Source organism: Kitasatospora sp. NPDC001540 (assembly GCF_042894345.1).
Taxonomy (GTDB): domain Bacteria; phylum Actinomycetota; class Actinomycetes; order Streptomycetales; family Streptomycetaceae; genus Kitasatospora; species Kitasatospora phosalacinea_C.
Genome location: NZ_JBIAVO010000064.1, coordinates 1 through 18,271 on the forward strand (window position 1 = coordinate 1; position 18,271 = coordinate 18,271).

At 67.8% G+C, this 18,271-nt stretch carries 19 protein-coding genes and 2 pseudogenes; 14 read left to right on the forward strand and 7 right to left on the reverse strand.

The window, feature by feature from the left end; all coding sequences use genetic code 11:
• Positions 1 to 625 (reverse strand): annotated as a pseudogene (locus ACFY00_RS37075) (hypothetical protein); the annotation flags it as partial.
• Positions 622 to 1,254 (reverse strand): helix-turn-helix domain-containing protein, encoded by a 633-nt coding sequence (locus ACFY00_RS37080; RefSeq protein ID WP_388038396.1) that lies wholly within the window; start codon positions 1,252 to 1,254, stop codon positions 622 to 624. The pseudogene ACFY00_RS37075 and the gene ACFY00_RS37080, both read right to left, overlap by 4 nt.
• A 98-nt stretch (positions 1,255 to 1,352) precedes the next feature.
• Between ACFY00_RS37080 and ACFY00_RS37085 the strand changes: the two genes are divergently transcribed.
• Complete coding sequence (locus ACFY00_RS37085) at positions 1,353 to 1,604, forward strand: hypothetical protein (protein ID WP_388038399.1); 252 nt, start codon at positions 1,353 to 1,355, stop codon at positions 1,602 to 1,604.
• Positions 1,605 to 1,919: 315 nt separating this feature from the next.
• Positions 1,920 to 3,260, forward strand: coding sequence for a DUF3631 domain-containing protein (locus ACFY00_RS37090; RefSeq protein ID WP_388038402.1), 1,341 nt, complete (start codon positions 1,920 to 1,922; stop codon positions 3,258 to 3,260).
• A gap of 492 nt (positions 3,261 to 3,752) precedes the next feature.
• Here ACFY00_RS37090 and ACFY00_RS37095 read toward each other — a convergent pair whose 3' ends face one another.
• Both ACFY00_RS37095 and ACFY00_RS37100 read right to left on the reverse strand, forming a co-directional pair.
• The gene (locus tag ACFY00_RS37095; RefSeq protein ID WP_388038404.1) at positions 3,753 to 4,283 is read right to left on the reverse strand and encodes a GNAT family N-acetyltransferase; all 531 of its coding nucleotides are present in this window, start codon (positions 4,281 to 4,283) and stop codon (positions 3,753 to 3,755) included.
• Entirely contained in the window at positions 4,280 to 5,545 is a 1,266-nt protein-coding gene (locus ACFY00_RS37100; RefSeq protein WP_388038406.1) for a helix-turn-helix domain-containing protein, read from the reverse strand. The genes ACFY00_RS37095 and ACFY00_RS37100 overlap by 4 nt, the downstream gene beginning before the upstream one ends.
• 274 nt (positions 5,546 to 5,819) lie before the next feature.
• Between ACFY00_RS37100 and ACFY00_RS37105 the strand changes: the two genes are divergently transcribed.
• From ACFY00_RS37105 to ACFY00_RS37145, 9 genes are all read left to right on the forward strand, one after another.
• Positions 5,820 to 6,248: an ATP-binding protein gene (locus ACFY00_RS37105; RefSeq protein ID WP_388038409.1), complete on the forward strand. Its 429-nt coding sequence runs from the start codon at positions 5,820 to 5,822 to the stop codon at positions 6,246 to 6,248.
• A gap of 17 nt (positions 6,249 to 6,265) precedes the next feature.
• Positions 6,266 to 6,433, forward strand: a complete 168-nt coding sequence (locus ACFY00_RS37110; protein ID WP_388038412.1) for a hypothetical protein — start codon at positions 6,266 to 6,268, stop codon at positions 6,431 to 6,433.
• 21 nt (positions 6,434 to 6,454) lie between these two features.
• Positions 6,455 to 7,597, forward strand: a complete 1,143-nt coding sequence (gene amcB, locus ACFY00_RS37115; RefSeq protein WP_388038415.1) for a cyclophane-forming radical SAM peptide maturase AmcB — start codon at positions 6,455 to 6,457, stop codon at positions 7,595 to 7,597.
• The gene (gene amcA, locus ACFY00_RS37120) at positions 7,594 to 7,764 is read left to right on the forward strand and encodes a multiple cyclophane-containing RiPP AmcA (RefSeq protein ID WP_388038417.1); all 171 of its coding nucleotides are present in this window, start codon (positions 7,594 to 7,596) and stop codon (positions 7,762 to 7,764) included. The genes amcB and amcA overlap by 4 nt, the downstream gene beginning before the upstream one ends.
• 76 nt (positions 7,765 to 7,840) lie before the next feature.
• Positions 7,841 to 8,527 carry a pentapeptide repeat-containing protein gene (locus tag ACFY00_RS37125; protein WP_388038420.1) on the forward strand — a complete coding sequence of 229 codons (687 nt, stop codon included), beginning with the start codon at positions 7,841 to 7,843 and terminating at the stop codon, positions 8,525 to 8,527.
• A gap of 22 nt (positions 8,528 to 8,549) precedes the next feature.
• Entirely contained in the window at positions 8,550 to 9,266 is a 717-nt protein-coding gene (locus ACFY00_RS37130) for a hypothetical protein (RefSeq protein WP_388038422.1), read from the forward strand.
• Between the two features lie 335 nt (positions 9,267 to 9,601).
• Entirely contained in the window at positions 9,602 to 12,349 is a 2,748-nt protein-coding gene (locus ACFY00_RS37135; protein WP_388038425.1) for an ATP-dependent RecD-like DNA helicase, read from the forward strand.
• A gap of 179 nt (positions 12,350 to 12,528) precedes the next feature.
• Positions 12,529 to 13,104: a transposase gene (locus tag ACFY00_RS37140; RefSeq protein WP_388038441.1), complete on the forward strand. Its 576-nt coding sequence runs from the start codon at positions 12,529 to 12,531 to the stop codon at positions 13,102 to 13,104.
• Between the two features lie 841 nt (positions 13,105 to 13,945).
• Positions 13,946 to 14,986 (forward strand): SGNH/GDSL hydrolase family protein, encoded by a 1,041-nt coding sequence (locus tag ACFY00_RS37145; RefSeq protein WP_388038428.1) that lies wholly within the window; start codon positions 13,946 to 13,948, stop codon positions 14,984 to 14,986.
• Between the two features lie 148 nt (positions 14,987 to 15,134).
• On the opposite strand, the gene ACFY00_RS37150 is transcribed toward ACFY00_RS37145, so the two are convergent.
• A complete protein-coding gene (locus ACFY00_RS37150) occupies positions 15,135 to 15,680 on the reverse strand; it encodes an NUDIX domain-containing protein (RefSeq protein WP_388038431.1) in 546 nt (181 codons plus the stop codon).
• A 116-nt stretch (positions 15,681 to 15,796) separates the two neighbouring features.
• On the opposite strand from ACFY00_RS37150, the gene ACFY00_RS37155 reads away from it, so the two are divergent.
• On the forward strand, positions 15,797 to 15,925 hold the full coding sequence (locus tag ACFY00_RS37155; protein WP_388038434.1) for a hypothetical protein: 129 nt from the start codon (positions 15,797 to 15,799) through the stop codon (positions 15,923 to 15,925).
• A 99-nt stretch (positions 15,926 to 16,024) separates the two neighbouring features.
• Here ACFY00_RS37155 and ACFY00_RS37160 read toward each other — a convergent pair whose 3' ends face one another.
• Together ACFY00_RS37160 and sigK are read right to left on the reverse strand one after the other, a co-directional pair.
• Positions 16,025 to 16,768 (reverse strand): anti-sigma factor domain-containing protein, encoded by a 744-nt coding sequence (locus tag ACFY00_RS37160; RefSeq protein ID WP_388038436.1) that lies wholly within the window; start codon positions 16,766 to 16,768, stop codon positions 16,025 to 16,027.
• The gene (sigK, locus tag ACFY00_RS37165; protein WP_388038444.1) at positions 16,765 to 17,349 is read right to left on the reverse strand and encodes an ECF RNA polymerase sigma factor SigK; all 585 of its coding nucleotides are present in this window, start codon (positions 17,347 to 17,349) and stop codon (positions 16,765 to 16,767) included. Before sigK ends, ACFY00_RS37160 begins: the two co-directional genes overlap by 4 nt.
• A gap of 282 nt (positions 17,350 to 17,631) precedes the next feature.
• Between sigK and ACFY00_RS37170 the strand changes: the two genes are divergently transcribed.
• Together ACFY00_RS37170 and ACFY00_RS37175 are read left to right on the forward strand one after the other, a co-directional pair.
• Positions 17,632 to 17,901: a hypothetical protein gene (locus ACFY00_RS37170; protein WP_388038439.1), complete on the forward strand. Its 270-nt coding sequence runs from the start codon at positions 17,632 to 17,634 to the stop codon at positions 17,899 to 17,901.
• Between the two features lie 77 nt (positions 17,902 to 17,978).
• Positions 17,979 to 18,271: pseudogene (locus ACFY00_RS37175) on the forward strand (fasciclin domain-containing protein); the annotation flags it as partial.

The window sequence follows — 18,271 nt, forward strand, 5'->3', positions numbered from 1 at the left end:
GCACCACCCCCGATCCGGCAGCCGCCCCGGAACTGCAGCCGACCCCACGATCGAGCGATGCCGAACCATTAAAAACAGGACTTAACGCCCTCTCACAGATGCCGTTGAACATTTCGGCCAGGTGACTCACCCGGATCCGGTCGAGACGGAGGTGTCCGATGCGCGGCTTGAGGTGAAGGCGGATGTCGACCTCGTACCGGCTGACGGTGGACTTCCGGGCGCGCTTGTTCTCCAGCCAACTGTCCAGCCACTCACAGACGGTGATCCGGCCCGCCAGGTCGACGCCGCTCCTCAGCCGCCGGCGGGTCTCCTCGATGTCGGGCAGGGCCGACTTGTCGTCGGCGACCTTCTCCAGCAGCTCAGCGACGAGTGCGAGGTCCTCCGGCTCGTCCTTGGCGAGCGCGAGCAGGGAACGGACGTGGTCGAGGTCGGCCTGTGCCTCCTTGTGGGTCTCGTACCCGGCGCGATTGAAGGCGCGGTGAGTGCCGTCGGCCCGGTTGGGCAGCTCCTGGCGTATGGAGTAGGAGCCGTGCTTGCGGCTGCCGAGCTTCGGGCAGGCCTTGCCGAGGGGCTTACCGGTTTCGGTGTCGCGGCAGTAGCAGCGGTGGTACGTGGAGCCCTTCAAAGCGGTCCTTCCTGGGTGTTGCTGATGGAGCCGAGTTCCTCATCGAGGAACGCGAGGTGTTTCGGTAGTGGGGGTAGAGCTACCTCCCACTCGCGCATTTCGGCGCGGAGCGGGAGAAGATCCGACCGGACGGCTTCAACCAGTTGCGCGAACTTCTCGTCGGATCTGGGCGGCCACGCTTCCCGGCCGGGCAGGAATTGCAGCTGCCAGGCGTCGCGGTGCGTTGCGCGAATCCTTCTCTCCCGAGAGGAGTGATGCCGGAGGAGCTGTAGGTCTTCGTGGAGGGCGATCGATCCATCGCCGGTGAACCAGGCGAACGCCTCGGCGCGGGATGCGCTCTCGAAGGGGAGGTAAGCGACGTTGCTGGTCCCGGCGAGTGGAAAGACCAGGGCGGCCGGCGGTGTGTCGAGGGCCTGCGCGAGGACGAGGAGCTCGGGAACGGTGAGGGTCAGCCGCCGCCCGGACTCCCAGTTGGCGATGACGTTGCGCGGGATCGGGTGCCCGAGCTCCTCGCAGGCGTCTGCGAGGTCCCGTGCGGTCATGCCCAGCTCCTTTCTGAGTTTCTGGACCTCGGCGATTACTGCCTTGGTGATCTGGGTTGCCCACGGTTCCACGTCGTCGTGTGTCATATCGACACTTTAGGTTCGTGCACTCTGTTCCTGGGTTCGGCAACGCGCCGAGACCCTTCTTTCTGCTGCCTGATTCGGAGATACCTATGCGAACTGAGATGACGTCGATCGCCCTGGCGGGAATGGGTCGGGCGGAGCTACTGGCCCTGCCGGCTGCCATCGACCTGGACACGGCCAACCGGGCCATCGGGCTGGGTCGCAGCAAGGGCTACGAGCTCGCGCGCCGTGACGCCTACCCGTGCCGGGTGCTCCGGCTGGGCAAGAAGTACCGCGTCATCACGGCGGACCTCCTGCGCCTGCTCGGAATCGAGGAGCCGGGTGCAGAAGGCCTGGCGGCTGATGCAGCTTGACGTCGAGAGAGCCCGGTCCACAAGCCTGTCTGCCATCGGCGTACTCGCCCGGATGGAGTGGATCTTCCGATCCTGTGGACATAACTTCGTGGTCCCCCGGCGAGCCGAATGCCGGGGGACCACTACACAGCAACCATCCAAGAGCGTCTGCAAGTTGAGGCAGGCGTCGACGAGCACCCCGCTTGTCCCCAGCTATGCGAAGGCCCCCGGTGCTGCGAACACCGAGGGCCCGACGAAGCCACCCCAGATCAGTCAAACCATTCGAACCGGCGGCGCCCGGCTAACCCGTCGCACGCCCCAGCGAGGAGCTTCACCATGGACCCTACTTCTCCGCAGCCCGTACCGGGAGGCCCGAAGCCGAGTTGGCCCGCGACCGCGATCCCTGGTCAGCCCGGTCAGCGCCACCAGGCAATCGGTCAGAACGCCGAACTGACCGACGATGCTGACCGGGGACCGGCCGAAATGACCGGGCTGACCGACGTGACCACCGACCAGCCGGTCAGTGTCCCGGTCACTCTTGATGGACTGACCGACGACACCGACGGCTCGGTCTCCCCGGCCACACCGGGTGCGGACCTGCTGTCCGAACTCCGCTCGGCCATCGCCAGGTTCGTCATCCTGCCGTCCGCCCACGCGCTGGACGCGGTGACCCTGTGGGTAGCCGCCACCCACCTGCAGCCCGCGTGGCAGCACGCTCCCCGACTGGCGGTCATCGGCCCGGCCAAGCGGTGCGGGAAGTCGCGGCTGCTCGATGTGATCACCGAGACCGTCCACGACGCGCTCATCACGGTCAACGCGTCCACGGCGGCTATCTTCCGGTCGATCACTGACAAGCCGCCGACCCTGCTGGTGGACGAGGCCGACACCCTGTTCGGCAGCATCAAGGCGGCCGAGAAGAACGAGGACCTGCGCGGCCTGCTCAACGCCGGTCACCAGCGCAACCGGCCCACCCTGCGGGTGACCGGCCCGGACCACAAGGTGGTGAAGTTCCCCACCTTCGCCATGGCAGCCCTGGCCGGCATCGGCGACCTCCCGGACACGATCATGGACCGGTCGGTGGTCATCCGCATGCGCCGCCGTGCACCGGGCGAGCGCGTCTCCTCGTACCGCTCCGACCGGGACAATCCAGCCCTGCACGAACTGCGCGACGACCTTCGCGCCTGGCTGGTGCCGCTGACCGGCACGGCCGCCAACATGGAACCGCTCATGCCCGTCGACGACCGCGCTGCCGACACCTGGGAGCCCCTGGTGACGGTCGCCGACCTCGCCGGAGGCGAGTGGCCCGCACGCGCCCGCGCGGCCTGCCGTGCCATGACCGCGCACGAGTCCGGCCAGGACGAGGAGGGCGGCCTGAAGACCAGGATCCTCGTCGACATCCGCCGCGTATTCGCCGCGGGAGGCAACCCGGACGCCCTGTCCACCGAGCACATCCTGACGGCCCTGAACGCCGACGGCGAGGCACCCTGGGCCGAGCACGGCATCAACGGTCTGACCGCACGCGGGCTGCAGCTCCTGCTCAAGGACTACGGCATCAGCTCGGCGAACATCCGCTTCGACCGCGACACCCAGCGCAAGGGCTTCACGCGCAACAGCTTCCTCGACCCCTGGAGCCGCTACTGCCCGGACCCCGTCGAGCAACCCGTCACCAGCACCTGACCCGCCACCACCCGTACCACCCGTCCCCGCCCAGCTCAGAGCGGGGACGGGTCACTTCCCCGCAACGAGTCCAAGCGTCCCTGGATCACCACCCGTACCAGCGTGACCAGGCATGCAACGAGTGGGACGACTGCAACGCGATCCCGGTGGCCAGAGGATCCTCACGGCTGCGCGCTGGCGGCCAGCAGCTTCAGGCACGACGGAGCTACGAGCCAGAACCGCAGGCGGAGCAAGTTGTGGGGTAAGCAGTGCTTACCCCGAGCCCCGGCCAGCCGGAGCAAGTTGTGGGGTAAGGAGTCCTTACCCCGCCTCCGCCCCCACGGGGCGGAGCCTTCCGGTCGGCCCAGGGGTGCCGCCGGAGGGGGAGGAACAGCAGAGCCCGCCGCCCGCCGACACCGACCGAGCCGCAGGCGACGATCTCCGCCGCCACGCCCGGTTGCCGCTTCTCGTAGGGCTGCACCGATCGGTAAGAGGCGTTCGTCCGTCCTCCTATCAGCTCCGCGCCCGGAGCATGGCCGTGAGGCGGGGCGACTCGGGCGAGGGCTGCTGGCTGTTGATGGCCTCGTATCCCCAGGACTCGTACAGGGCCTGAACCTTGCCGTCTCCGGCGAGCGGGTTGACCATCAGGGTGACGCGCTCCTCTGTGCGACCGGCAAGGAGGTCGTCGTGGATGCGCCGTGCAGTGCCCGTGCCCCGCCATGGGACTCGAAGGCCGATCTCCTTGATCACCAGTGTGCTGACCTCGGTGAAGCCAAGGGGCAGCGGCTCGGCCATGCGCTTCCAGTACCGGTCGTCGGACGTCAGCGTGTTCCCGTAGGCGTACCCGATGGCCGTCGTGCCCTCGTACGCGATGACGGCTTCGAAGCCGGGCTCGGTCGCGTGCCGGTCGAGGCGTTCAGCGAACGCCTCGACACGGTAATTCGCCAGGTGCAGCAGCGGGGCGCGGACGTCTGCGTAGAGGTCCAGCAGGTCCTGGCGGACACCGGGGGTGAGATCGCTGTAGTGGCGGAGTTCGACGGTCACGCGGTGGTCCTCCAGGTGTCGTTGGCGTACTCGGTCCAGGTCAGAGCCGGACCGCTGCCGGCCGCCTGGGTGGTCAGCTTGGTGCCGAACGAGGCCAGCATGCCGTTGACGCGGGGGTGAGTGGAGACCGCGGCCGGCACCGACATGGCGGTGGCGACAGCGGGTTCGAAGTCGCCCTGGCCGAGTTGAGCGTGGGCGAGGCGGACGGTGGTGATCGCGTGGGAGCGCTGCATGGCACCACGGCGAAGCGCCATGCTGCGGTGAGCGTGGGCTTCCGCGTCTTCCCAGTTGCGGGCAGCCAGATGAGCAGCGAGGGCGAGGGAGTCGAGTTCGGCCTGGTCGTAGAACGCGGTGATCCACACGGGTCGGGACGCTGCGGCATCGGCGCGGTCGAGGGCGTCCTGCGCATGACCGAGGGAGCGTCGGACGGCGTTGGTGTCGCCGGTGAGGCCGTGGATCGCAGCGTGCCGGGCATGGCCGAGGGAGGCGAACAGCGGGTCGCGGCGGGCGATCGGCAGGCTGCGGGCGACGTCGTTGGCGGCGAGCGCGTCGCCGGGGCGGCCGAGGTGGCGGTAGAGGCTCCCGGCGTGCGACCAGATACGGAACTGGATGGCGGAGTCGCCGGACATCGCCGCGATAGAGGCCGCCTTCTGGTGATGCTGGAGAGCGGCGTCGAATCGGCGGCCGTCGATAGCCGCCCACATCGCGCTCGACATGAAGGAGGCCGCGCAGGCATACAGGGCCGACCGGATCCGCTGGCTTGCGGTGCCGTGTTCCTGGAGGGTGAGTGCCTCGTCCGCGAGGGCGACAGCCTTGGCCTCGATGCTGACCCGGCCGCCGTGCCGGTGGTCGCTGGCGATGACCTCGGCGAAACGGGCCTCCAGCAGCTGGATGTCGGCGGCGCCGATCCGGCGTGGTGCAGGAGCGGAAGCCGTGCCGGTGAGGGCGGCTACGGCAGTGCCGCCGGCGGCCGCTATGAAGTCGCGTCGCCTCACGTCTGCCTCCGGTGTGGTGCGGGCCCGGCCCGTGGGGGCGAAGCCGAGCTGTTCGGGCATGCAGTCGAATACTGCACCCAGTGCGACGCGGATCTTTCCCGGTGGCCACCGGGTCACGCCGGTGAGCCAGTTGTGGACCGTGCGCTCTGATACGGTGCCCGGCTTCCCGGTCAGGGTCCTGATCTCGGCATTCACTTCGCGCGCTAACTCGGCCTTGGTCATGCGGCGTTCGGCCATCCTGCGGCGGAGAGCGACGTTTGCCACCATGCGGTCAACGTAGCCGCGTTGTCACCTGGTGTGCAGGGCTTCGGGTAATGGGATCGTCAAGTTTTCCGGTAGGTGCCCGGCCATGCCGCACCGAACTTTGCCTCACCACCGAGGCGTTGGCAGTCGTTCACTGGGTGTGCGGCCGCCGCCGGTACCCCCGCGGCGGTGGCACCGACACATCCCTGCCTTCACCCCTGGAGTCCGCGATGCCGTTCCCCTCTGGTCTTCCCAGGCGAGCCCCGGCCACTACGCGGCCCAACCCAGGTGTGCCATCGTGACCGGCACGATCAGCGCGCTGGAGGAACAGGAACCAGCCTCCGGGACGAGCATCGACCTTCCCTACCGGCCGGAGTCAGCGTCGCAGGCCCGACGACTGGTCCGGGGGACGCTGGCCGACTGGAGTCTGGAAGAGCTGGTCGACGATGCCGTGCTCGTGGTCTCGGAGATGGTCACCAACGCGGCGAAGACCGGCTGCCACAAGACGATGACGCTCCAGATCGTCCGGACGACGGCCGCCTCGGTGCGGATCCTGGTGACGGACGGCTGCCGCGTCCTGCCGGTGCGGATCAAGGCGGGCAGCAGCGACGAGTCCGGCCGCGGGCTCGAGCTCGTTCACAAGCTCACCCACGGCCGCTGGGGTGCCTGCCTGGAACCGCTCGGCAAGACCGTCCATGCCGACCTCCGAATCGGTGGGAAGCCATGAGGGGCCAGCACCGAGACGTGGCGCGCGATCCGACCAGCACCGCCCTACAGACGGTCTGGATCACCGGCCACCTCGTCGTGCTCGGCCTGCTCGGCGCCCTGACCGACCACCAGCTCACCGGCGACCCACTGCCCCGGATCGCAGCTTCCACTCCCGACACCGAGCCGCCGGCACCCTCCATCTGACCCCGCGAAGGAGCCCGCACGATGCAGACCCTGGCCCACTACCGGCGCCGCATCGCCCGCCGCCCGAAGGTGGTCGTCGCGCAGCCGGACGGCTTCTGCAACCTCAAGTGCACCTACTGCTACCTGCCCGACCGCGACCGGCGCACACCGATGCCCGTCCAGGTCGCCGAGGCCGTGGCCCGGTCGGTCGCCGAGTTCGCCGACACCACCTCGGCGACACCGGTTGAGATCGTCTGGCACGCCGGTGAGCCGCTGGCCATCGGCCGTCGGCGGTTCGCCGAGCTGCTGGCACCGTTCGAGCCGCTGCGGCAGGCCGGTCTCGTCGAGCACTCGGTGCAGACCAATGCCGTACTGATAAACCCGGCGTGGTGCGACTTCCTGGCCGAGTACGGGTTCCGGGTCGGGGTGAGCATCGACGGTCCGGCCACGCTCAACCACCAGCGGATCGACTGGGCAGGGCGCCCCGCCTTCGACCGGATCATGAAGGGCATCGGGTGCTTGCGTGAGTACGGCGTGCGGTTCTCCGCGATAGCGGTCGTCAGCGCCGAGAGCATCGGCGACCCCGAGGGCCTGCTGGACTTCATGGCCCACCTCGGCTGCCACACCGTGGGCCTGAACATGGAGGAGCTGGAGGGCGTCAACACCGGCCGCGCGGTGCCCACCGTCGAACAGGCCCGCGAGTTCTGGCACCGGGCAATCGCGTGGTCCCGCCGGCACCGCGGCCTGACCATCCGCGAGGTCGACCGCCTCGGCAACTACCTGCAAGCCGCCCGCGCAGGGGGAGGAGCTGCGTGGGACGAGTTGCTGATCGACCCGATTCCGACCGTCTCCTCCGCCGGGGACGTAGTCCTGCTCTCGCCCGAGCTTGCCGGGATCAGTGATCCGGCATACGAGGACTTCCGGGCCGGGAACGTCATGGAGCTGAGTATCGGCTCCATGCTGGACCGCGCGCACGAACTCCGGTACGTGCGCGAGTTCCTGACCGGCCTGGACAAGTGCGAGGCCACCTGCGAGTTCTTCGGCTTCTGCCGGGGAGCCCAGGCCGGCAATCGCTACTTCGAAAACGGCCGTCTGGACACCACCGAGACGAACTACTGCCGTGTGTCCAGGCAGGCCCTCATCACCGCACTGTCCGATACCGTCCGAGAGGAGCAAGCCGCATGACCGTCCTTGAACTGCTGGCCGCCACCGACGCCTCCGTGGTCGCCGACCTCACCGCCGGCCGAAGCATCGCCGTCGCCGGGTTCGATAACCGGCCCACCTGGGACAACGCCGGATCGTCGTTCGACAACCGGCCGACGTGGGACAACTGGTCGAACAAGGGCAAGTAGAACCACCTGATCCACCCGGGCCCGCACCAGCGCGGTGCGGGCCCGGTCCCCCGAACCGAGAGAGCGGAGCAAGCCCGTGGACAGCACCTTCGGCCGCGTCACCGTGACCCTGCCCAGCCTGAACGAGCCGGGCCTGTACCTGTCCAACGTCAGCACGCTCGACTCCGCTCGGGGCATCGTCCAGGACTTCCAGTACGCCGACGCCAACCTGCGGGACCTGGACCTCACCGACACCAGCCTCATCACCGGCCGCGTCACCGGGCTTCGCGCCGACCGCGTCCAGCTCGACAAGGTCCGGCTCGACTCCGTCGAGTTCGACACCTGCGACCTCGCCACCGCCCGCATCACGGACGCCAAGCTCTCCCGTGTCGTCTTCCGCAACTGCAAGATCATGGGCGCCCAGCTCACCGGCGTGACCCTCGACAACGTGCTGTTCGAGAACTGCAAGCTCGACTACAGCAGCTTCGAGCAGGTCCGGGCCACCGGACCGCTGGTCTTCTCGAAGTGCGTCCTGAGCGAGGCGACGTTCACCGGCAGCGACCTCAGCCGGGGCGTCCTCGACGCCTGCAGCCTGCGGCTGGCCGAGTTCGGCCGGGGCAAGTACCAGGACCTCGACCTGCGTGGCAACGACCTGAGCACCGTCCGGGGCACCGCCAATCTCGGCAAGGTCATCATCGACCGGGCCCAACAGGCCGAACTCGCCGAAGCCCTGGTCTCCGAGCTGGACGTCACGTTCGCGGACACCCTCGACGACCGCCGGTGAGACCAACCGGGAGGAGCCCGGAATGAACCTCGCCATCGCCCACCACAACCCTGCCGCCCTTGCGGAACGGTGCGACGTCGCCGGCGTCCGCACCGCCTGCGGCGAGACGGACTACGAGGACGGGGCCGTCCTTCCCGACGGCCCCTGGCAGCCCCTCACCGCCGACCTTGCCCAACGGCTCCGACCGACTACGCTCACCCGAGACACCACGCTGGTCGAGCTGGTGAGGCTGCCCGACGGACCGGCGCCGGCCAGCCTCGACTCGCTGGCCGATCCACTCGGCGACCCGGACGCCGTCCACCTCGGGCGCGCCGCAAGCCCCGCGAAGGCCCTCACGACCACGCCGAACTACCGCGACGGCCGGCGCATCGGCCTCCACGTCGACAACTGGGACAAGCTCGCCTACCACGCCAAGCACCTGGGCCGACGCCGCCTGTGCATCAACCTCGGCCCCGGCACCCGGTACATCCTGCTCGGCGACATCGACATCCAGGCCATCTGCCGAACCGTCCACCCCGACCCCGAGAACCGCTACCCGCACACCGACGACCTCCGCGCGTACATCGCCGCTGGTCACCGGTTGAACGTGTACCGCATCCGCCTGGAGCCCGGCGAAGGCTACATCGCCCCCACTGAACTGCTACCCCACGACGGCTCCACCGAGGACCAGCCGGAACCCTCCACAGCCGCCTTCTGGCTCGGCCACTGGCCACGCGGAGTGCTCCCGACCGTAGCCTGACTGCCCACCCGGATCGCACCGGACTCTGCTACGCGCCAGTGGAGTGCAGGACCCGTGACCCGCGCCCCGGAGGGGGCGGCCGCAGCTGCGTGTGCACCAGGGAACGTGTAGGACAGGCCAGGAGCCGGCACGGCAGGCCGGACAATCTCGAAAAAGGGCCTGCTTGTGGGCTACTTGAATGGTTACATGGTTACCTGGAATGCAGACCGGGGCCAGGTCCGTAGAGCCTTCGTGGCTGCTGCCCTGTCCGCCTCGGCAGCGCTCGGGGCGTGAGCAGGCGTTCTCGGCCCGATCGAAGGTGACATGCGAGCCTTCGGGGAAGAAGAGCGAGAGCGATGGCATCAGTAGAACAGCAAGTGAAGAGCGCCGACAGCGTGATCTGCCAGAATCTTGCCAATCCAGTAGGCGACCGGGGCTTCCTCTCGCAGAACGTGCTGGGGCAGCTCCGGAATCTCGTCGAGGGACTTGCCGTCTGGGCGCACGTCAAGGATCACTCGACTGAGTTTCACTACAATCAGGTCGGGCCAGCTCTGGATGCTGTTAGGGGGATCGCCAAGTTCAGGCTGTTGAGCAGATTCCACGGCTTGCTGCAGGCTAGCGTCTCGCACTACACGCTGGATCGCGATCCGTCTGAGCGATTGATGCTGAAGTACTACGAGTACCTTCTCCGTACGCGTGTCCTGGCACAGGATCTCCTCGGAATCAAAATCCTACACAATCTCGAACAGTTTCCGGTCGATCTCGATCCTTCGTTGCGCGAATACTATGAGAAGATTGCCGCCCGCATCGAGCATCCCCAAGCGGCGGTACAGTCAAATGGACGTCGCGAGCGATATTACATTCACAGCTCGCGCCCCTTCTTCGTGTCCGGTCGCATCTATTACGAGGTGACGTTTTACCTCGCCCATAATCGGACGAGTAAGTTTGATCGAATTATTGGCTTTACCGACATCGACGTCACCGACAAATATGCAGCCAGTCTAGAGTTGGCGAGTGACGAGATTGAGGTCCTCGGGCAGAAAATGCCGATCACGCTGATCCGCTCATGGGAGGTATCAATCCGGCCGTGTGAGTTCGACAACTTCGCACGCCTCTTCGATGCCTCGTATGGAAAGGTCAGGGCGTCGAATTCCGAGTACCGAAATCTGATGCGGTATCTTACGATAACGCGGTCAAGTCTGCTCGATCTCATGGATATGACCGACGCCGCATACGGGGCGTTCCGCTCCTGGGCGCTGAGCGGAGCCCAGCGAGATGCGGTTATCTTTCCTGTTCTAGACCGCGCACGGTCACTCATTCGCCACGACCAGCCAGGTTCTCGTCTGCTGCGGTACCTCATGCTGCGGATGAACAATCGTGTCATCAAGGCACAGTTCGATGCCGCCGGGTGTTCTTTCCTCTCCGGGCTTCGCGTTTCCTGGAGTTGCAGGCCCTTCGACACGATGCCGTTCTGCACATCACCGCGCGGACACAATCCGCCCTTTGGGGACCTTGCCGAGAGTCTGGACGCGAGGACCCGGCCTCACGAGTTGCTGGCCAGACGAGTCAAGGGCAATGTCGAGCAGCACGGTGTGATCTACACGCCGGCAGGCGAGCTGGAGGACCTTGGTGACGTCGATGAGATGATCGCGCGCCATAATCGGATGCTGCCACCCAATGAACGGCACGCGCGGCGGAAGCTGGCTCATGAAAATGGGCACGTGTTCGTCGTCGGGTACGAGGACGATACGGTCTCGATCATCAACAGGCTCCGAAATATCTCTGCCAGTGGCGTCTCCCAACACAGCAGTAATGTGCAGGCATGGATTGATGCGAACCCAGGTGCCATCGATGACCCTTTGAAGGCTGAGGCGCTGACGGAATTGTTTGAGCGCTCGAAGGTCGCCCTCGTTTACGGCGCAGCCGGTACGGGAAAATCGACGATGGTGAATCACATCGCAAACTACTTTGCTAGCGTGCGGAAGCTTTTCTTGGCGCATACCAATCCGGCTGTTGATAATCTGAAGAGGCGAGTGCAAGCGCCGAATGTCGAATTCAGCACGATCAACAAGCATGTGCGTAGCGGTACGTCATCCGGAGCAAAGTACGACGTGTTGGTGATCGACGAGTGCAGCACGGTAAGCAACGCAAGCCTGCTCGATGTACTTGAGAAGACATCCTTCGATCTGCTCGTACTTGTTGGCGATGTCTATCAGATCGAGTCGATCGAATTTGGCAACTGGTTCAGCATCATCCAGTCATACATCCCAAGCGAGTCCGTCTTCGAACTTACACAGCCCTTCAGGACGACCGACCAGGGTCTTCTCACGCTGTGGGACAGGGTGCGGAACCTGGACGACCGCATCGAAGAGTCGCTCTCCAAGAACGGCTACTCGACGATTCTGGGCGACGCACTATTTCGGCGTCGAAGCGACGATGAGATCGTGCTTTGCCTTAACTATGATGGCCTATATGGAATCAACAATGTTAACCGATTCCTGCAGGCTGGCAACCCGAATCCAGCTGTGGCTTGGGGGGAGTCTACGTACAAGGTTGGCGATCCCGTACTTTTCAACGAATCAGATCGATTCAGCCCGGTCATCTTCAATAACCTGAAGGGCAAGATCGTCAAGATCGATCGGGCGCCCGGCCGCATCACTTTCGATGTGACCCTCGAACGAGATTTCAGTGAACCCGAAGCGATTTTCTCGGGTCTGCGTTGGGTCGAAGGCTCGACGGTCCAGTTCGATGTGTTCGAACGCGGCAACAGTGACGATGACGACGACTCGGTCACCACCATGGTGCCGTTTCAGATCGCTTACGCCGTATCGATCCACAAAGCACAGGGCGTTGAGTATAAGTCGGTCAAGATTGTTATCACGGATGCCAACGAGGAAAGCATCTCCCACAGTATCTTCTACACCGCGATCACCCGCGCTCGGGAGCGTCTCGAAGTGTTCTGGACTCCAGAAACACAGCATCGAATCCTGAGTCGTCTCGCAGTGCGTGAGAACACGAAGGACGAGCATCTGATGAAGGTCCGCCGAGGTTTGGTCCCTGTCGAGAAGCGGCCGAAGCGCCATAAGACGCGCCAGCTGCCGTAGACAGCAGGTTGGAAGGCCCCGAGGCCAACAGTCGGCAGCTGACCCTCGGCGTTTTCTCCGGTTCAGAGGGCCCTGAACTCCAGGTCTGTTGCAAAGTCCCGTGACCAGCCGACTCATGCGCTGAACGGGACTTTGCAACACTCCTGCCGGCTTGGCCGGTCGAGAATGTGCGGATCCGTATGGCGCGGCCAGCCGCGTGGGCGGTGCGCCCAGAGGTGTGGGCCGTTGACGGCACCGGGTTCCCCAAGAACGGCAAGATCTCGCCAGGGGTTGCCCGGCAGTACTCGGGTACCCCTGGCACCGCGCCGCTAGTATCCGGTAGGCGTCACGGGACGGCGGACGGAGTCAGGTCATGGGCGGCACGGATGAGGCAGCGGTCAAGCGGAAGTTGGGGATCCCAACCTGGCGGAACCTCTCCAAAGCCAAGGTGCTCAAGTTCGCGGCCGCGATGCCCGAGATGGCCACCGAGGTACGGCTCAAGCTCATCGAGCAGTTCCCCGCCTTCAAGGACCTGGGCAAGGCCGACATTGATACGGTCAAGGAGGCTCACAAGTCCACGCTCGCGGCCAACGAGAACAGCCAGGACCACTTCTACAAGGCCTCGCAGGACCAGCGGGACGCCTTGCGGGCTGACCTCGGCCGAGACGACCTCAGCTGGGAGCAGCGAGAGGCCCTTCACGACCGCCTCGACCGGAACGTGGGGCAGGTGTACGAGAAGGACAGCGAGAGCAAGCAGTTCCTGGGGACGGGGATGAAGGTGGTGGCCGCCACCGGCGCGGCCGCCCTCGTACTGGGCGTGGTCTTCGTCGGCGGCAAGGTCGCTGGTACGAGTGAGGATGGTTCTGAGGAATCCCAGCAGGACTAGCTAGTCGGGCTCGTCGAGTGGCTGCCCGAGAGCGTCGGTCTCCGGCCTCCTCCACTCGCGGAGAGCGCGCTCCTGCGTGAGCGATGCGTGAGCGGACTGCGCGGCAGTGACCGCCCGACACCGGATGGGGCGTCACTGTGCGTGCCGACGCACCGCAGGGATAGCAGTAGGTAACCAGTTCCGGTCCGTCGGATCACGATCCGTGTCGATCTTTTAATCCGTAGGTTCAGGGTTCGAACCCCTGGCGGCCCACTGCGGTCCAGGCCAGGTCAGACACCGTCTGACCTGGCCTTGTTCGTTCCCCGGGTGGTTGGGGGCCTGTCCGGAGGGCTCGGGATGATGCCCGGAATGACCCGATTTCGGATCGGTGCGGGGATAAAGCGGGGATAGCGCCGCCGAATCGCCCCCGCGGACCGCCTTTCCACCCACGTTCGCCCCCGTCCAGTCAGGCCCGGGCCCGTCGCGTTGCGTCATGACCCGTGGGCTGGAACGCCCGCTCGCGGAGGGGGGGGCAGTGGGATGGCCGGGGTGTCGGCTTCGTCCTTGCCGCCGGCATCCCGATGTGCCTCTGCGGCCCGCCGGCCCTTGGGGCGCCTCTTGGATGGGCCGCTCCGGGGACGCCGGCCCGGATCACCCGTATACGGACCGATGCTGCCGGAATATGACCCTGCGTCATGAGTAAATGCGGAGTGTTACTTCCCGATGATGGATTCCGGCGAAAGGGCACAGCCATGTCTTCGACCGTGCGCAGGACGACGAACACCCCCGGGGCGCGGCGGTTGGCCGCTGCCGCGCTCGCGCTGAGCAGCTGTCTGGCGCTCGCCGCCCCGGCGGCCACCGCATCGGCGGCCCCGGCCGCGGATGCGGTGCCGACCGTCTTCTTCGGCGACTCCTACACCGCCAACTTCGGCCTGTCTCCGGTGAACCACATGGACAGCGAGCGGGGCTGGTGCTTCCAGGCCAAGGACAACTACCCCGCCGTTGCCGCGCGGACCCTGGCGGGCAAGGGTGTCGACCTCACCGTGCAGAGCGACGTCTCCTGCGGGGGCGCCGTCGCCGCGAACGTCTGGACGAAGCAGCAACTGCCCTTCGGCGCCGGGGAGGTGGACGAGCAGTGGAAGGCGCTCAAGGGCGACACCAAGCTGGTGGTGGGCAGCATGGGCGGCAACATGCTGGGCTTCGTGGAGATCATCAAGCAGTGCTCCGACAAGCTCCGCGAGCCCTCCCTGCTGCCCGGCGAGCCCGTGGACGGGGACAAGCCGGCCGCCGAGTGCAAGGACTTCTTCGAGACCGGCGACGGCAAGCAGTGGCTGGACTTCAAGCTCCAGGTGGCCGAGGACGACCTGGACCAGATGATCCAGGTCCTGCACTACAAGGCCTGGGACGCCGACGTCGTCCTGGTCGGCTACCCGCGGCTCGTGCCGCAGGACACGGCCAAGTGCGCGAAGGCCGCCCCCGGCCAGAGCGAACTGCCGTTCGCCGACATCCCCCAGGGTGCGCTGCCCGTCCTGGACCAGGCCGAGAAGCGGCTCAACGACGCCATGAAGAAGGTCGCCGAGGAGAACGACGCCGCCTTCGTCGACCTCTACGCCCAGACCGGCAGCAACACCGCGTGCGACGGCGCCGACCGCGCCATCGGCGGCCTGCTGGAGCCCTCCAACCTCGACCTCATCGGTCAGAAGGTGCCGTGGTACGCGCACCCCAACGAGAAGGGCCGCGACCTCCAGGCCCAGCACGTGGCCGCCAAGATCGAAGAAGTCCTCAAGGGCTGACCTGGCCGTCTGCCTGAGGTTCGCAGCGGGGACGGAGCCCCGGGCCGCGCGACAGCACCCCGCACGCCCTCACCCCGAACAGCCGTCACCGACAGCGGTGGCTGCCTCGCGGGTTCCCCCGGGGCAGCCACCGCTGGTCGGGGTCCGGTCAGATCCAGGTGTAGTTCCGGTCGGTGATCGGCTCCAGCTCGAACCGGGTCACCGGGGCGGTGGGGCTGTCGAGTTCGGCGATCTGCCGGCCGATCGGCGGGAAGAGCGGCAGGCCGTCGACCTTGCGGTAGTCGTGCCACTCGATGGTGCCGATCTCGTGGGTGCCGTCGGGGAGTTCGTCGAACTCCCGGGTGGCGAGGCGGGCGCGGACCTCGGGGGTGACGTGGAGGCGGTAGACGAGGTGGAACTTGCGGGGCGGCGGGGTCGGGCCGGGGCGGCTGATCCGGGCGTCGGCGATCCAGATCAGCTCCGGCTCGGTGGCGTCCAGGTCCGGGCCGAGGCCGAGTTCTTCTTCGAGCTCGCGCAGGACGGCCTCGCGGTAGTCCTCGCCGTCCTGCACGTTGCCGCCGATGGCGGTGTAGTGCACGGTGCCGGGCCGGGTCCGGCGCAGCAGCGCGACGTCGTCGCCGCAGAAGACCAGGCCGGTGACGCGGACCTTGATCCTGCTGAACGGCTTGGGCGGCGGCACTTCGGTGGTGCTCATGGGGTTGGTTCTCCTTTCCGGGGACGGTGGTGTGCCGGGGTTTCCCGGCGGGCCTCCCGGCTCAACGGCCGTGAGGAGTCGGCGGGTTGAGGGGTTCCAGTTTGCCCGGGGAAGCCGTGGACGCCTTGGTCGCGTTGACGGCGGCCCGGTACGGCAGCGCGGTTGTCCCCACCAGGAACCCGGATGACCTCACGGCCTACCTGAAGGCGTTGGCCGCCCAGGACGTCCATGCGGTCCAGGTCTGATCCCGAACTCGGAACAGAACAGCGGGAGGAGGGCGTCGGACCCTGCGCCCGGCCGCGCTCCGGGGGCGGGACCGGCTGCCGTCGACGGCGCGTCGGGCATCAGGTCAGGGGCAGCAGGAGGAGGGGGGCGCCGGTGGGGTGCGGGGAGCCGCCTGCCGGTTCCTCGGTGACGCCGACCCCGGAGGCCGCGTCGACGGGGCCGGCCAGGACCGTTGCGCCGTCGGAGGGGAGCAGTCCGGCGGGGCGCATGGTGCCCGCGTCGTCGAACCAGAGCTGGTAGACGCGGTCGCCGGGCAGGGCGGGCAGGCCGGAGGCCCAGAACCCGGCCCGGCCGAGCGTGGGCGACCACACCGTGGTGCCGGTTCCGCCACCGGTCACGGGACCGGTGGAGAGGTGGGCGTCCGGAGCGGCGAGCAGGGTCGTGAGGGTGGCCTGCTGCTGTCGTGCTGCTGCCGCTTCCGTCCGGGCCCGCTCGGTCTCCCGGTGCTGTTGGACGGCGACCGCGCCCGCGCCGACCGCGACGGCGAGGCAGGCGGCCAGGGCGAATCCCTGCCACCGCCGGGAGAGTCGGCCACCCGGACGGGGCGCGGAGGCGGGGGTGACCCGCGGGGCGTCCTGCCGGGTGGTGGGCAGGGCCGCCATGACCTGGGCCTTGAGGCGGGGCGGGAGAGGGACGGCTTCGGCGCTGCCGAGCCTGGCGAGGGTGGCGGCGAACTCGGCGACCTCCTGCGTGCAGGAGGCGCAGTGCGCCAAGTGGTGCTCGAAGGCGGCGCGTTCGGTGTCGTCGAGGGCGTGGGCGGCGTAGGCGCCGGTGAGGGTGTGCAGGTCGGCGGTGGCGTTCATGAGTCCACTCCCAGGCAGTCGCGCATGCGGATCAGGGCGTCGCGCATGCGGGTCTTCACGGTGCCGAGCGGGGCGCCGAGGGCCTCGGCGACCTGCGGGTAGGTGTAGCCCCGGTAGTAGGCCAGGGTGAGGGACTCCCGCTGGAGTTCGGTCAGCGTCCTCAGGCAGCGGCGGACCTGCTCGCGCTCCAGCCGGCCCTCGACCTGTTCGGCGACCTCGTCGAAGGCCGTCGTGTGGGAGGTGGCCGCGGCGCGTCGGTCGCGGTCGGCCGCGGCCTGGGCGGCCCGGACGCGGTCGACCGCGCGGTGGTGGGCGATGGTCATCACCCACGGCATGACCTTCCCGTGCTCCGGCCGGTAGCGGGGGGCGGTGCGCCACACCTCCAGCAGGACCTCCTGGGTCACTTCCTCCGACTGCGCGGGATCGCGCAGCACCCGGCGCACCAGCCCGAGCACGGGCCCGGCCACCGCGTCGTACAGGCGGGAGAAGGCGTCCTGGTCGCCGAGGGCGATCCGGCCGATCAGTTCCTGGAGGTCCGGCCCGGGGCGGCCGGGATCGGGGAGGCGGACGACGCTGCTCACCACGGAGCGGCTCCGGAGCGTCGGGCGGGGGGTGCTCCCGGGGTGGTGGGTGACATGGGCGCCTTCCGTCGGAGGGCCGCGTTCGGCGGCTCGTGCGGCAGGTGAGCGGTTACCTGCTCCTACTCGGCGTTCGACGCCGCGCGGTGCACGGATTGGTCGCCCCGTGCACGGGGCGCCACCGTTTCCGCGGGGTTCTGACCGCCGGGACGATCGAAGGAGAGCGGACGGCCGGAGCCGGGAAGTGCGACCAATCCGCGCCCGTCCGGGCCTCGAAGCGGGGGTGTGAGCAGCCAACCGACGCCTTCCGCCGCGCTGTCCCGCGGACCGCTGCGGTCGTCCGGTGCCGCCACGGTCGGGTCGGCGGCGATCGACCCGACGCCGACGCCGCCCGAGGAGTGTGCGGTCCGCACCTTCGGCACCCGCGACAAGGCGGTGCCGCCGGGTGGGATCCACCCGACGACGGCGCTGCTCGCCGTGCAGCCCGAGAGCCGCGCCGCGCCCTTCCCCGCCGGGGCGACGGGCCGGCACAGCACCGTCGTCACCGTCACCTGACCACCTGACCACCTGACCACCTGACAACCACCCCACCCGTGGCACCACGTCACCCCAGCACCGAGGAGAGATCCGCCATGTCCGCGCACACCCGCAACCGCCGCACCCTCACCGCCCTGCTCGCCGCCGGGGCCCTCGCCCTGACCCTGGGCGCGTGCAGCAGCAGCGGCGGCTCCAGCTCCTCGTCCGCCTCGGCCTCGGCCACGGCCCCCAGCTCCGCCGCCAAGTCGAGCCCCACCGCCTCCGCCGCGATGGCCGACGCCCCGTTCGGCGCCGCCTGCGCCGCCGTGCCGAAGGACGGCGCCGGGTCGTTCACCGGCATGGCCAAGGACCCGGTCGCCACCGCCGCCTCGAACAACCCGCTGCTGTC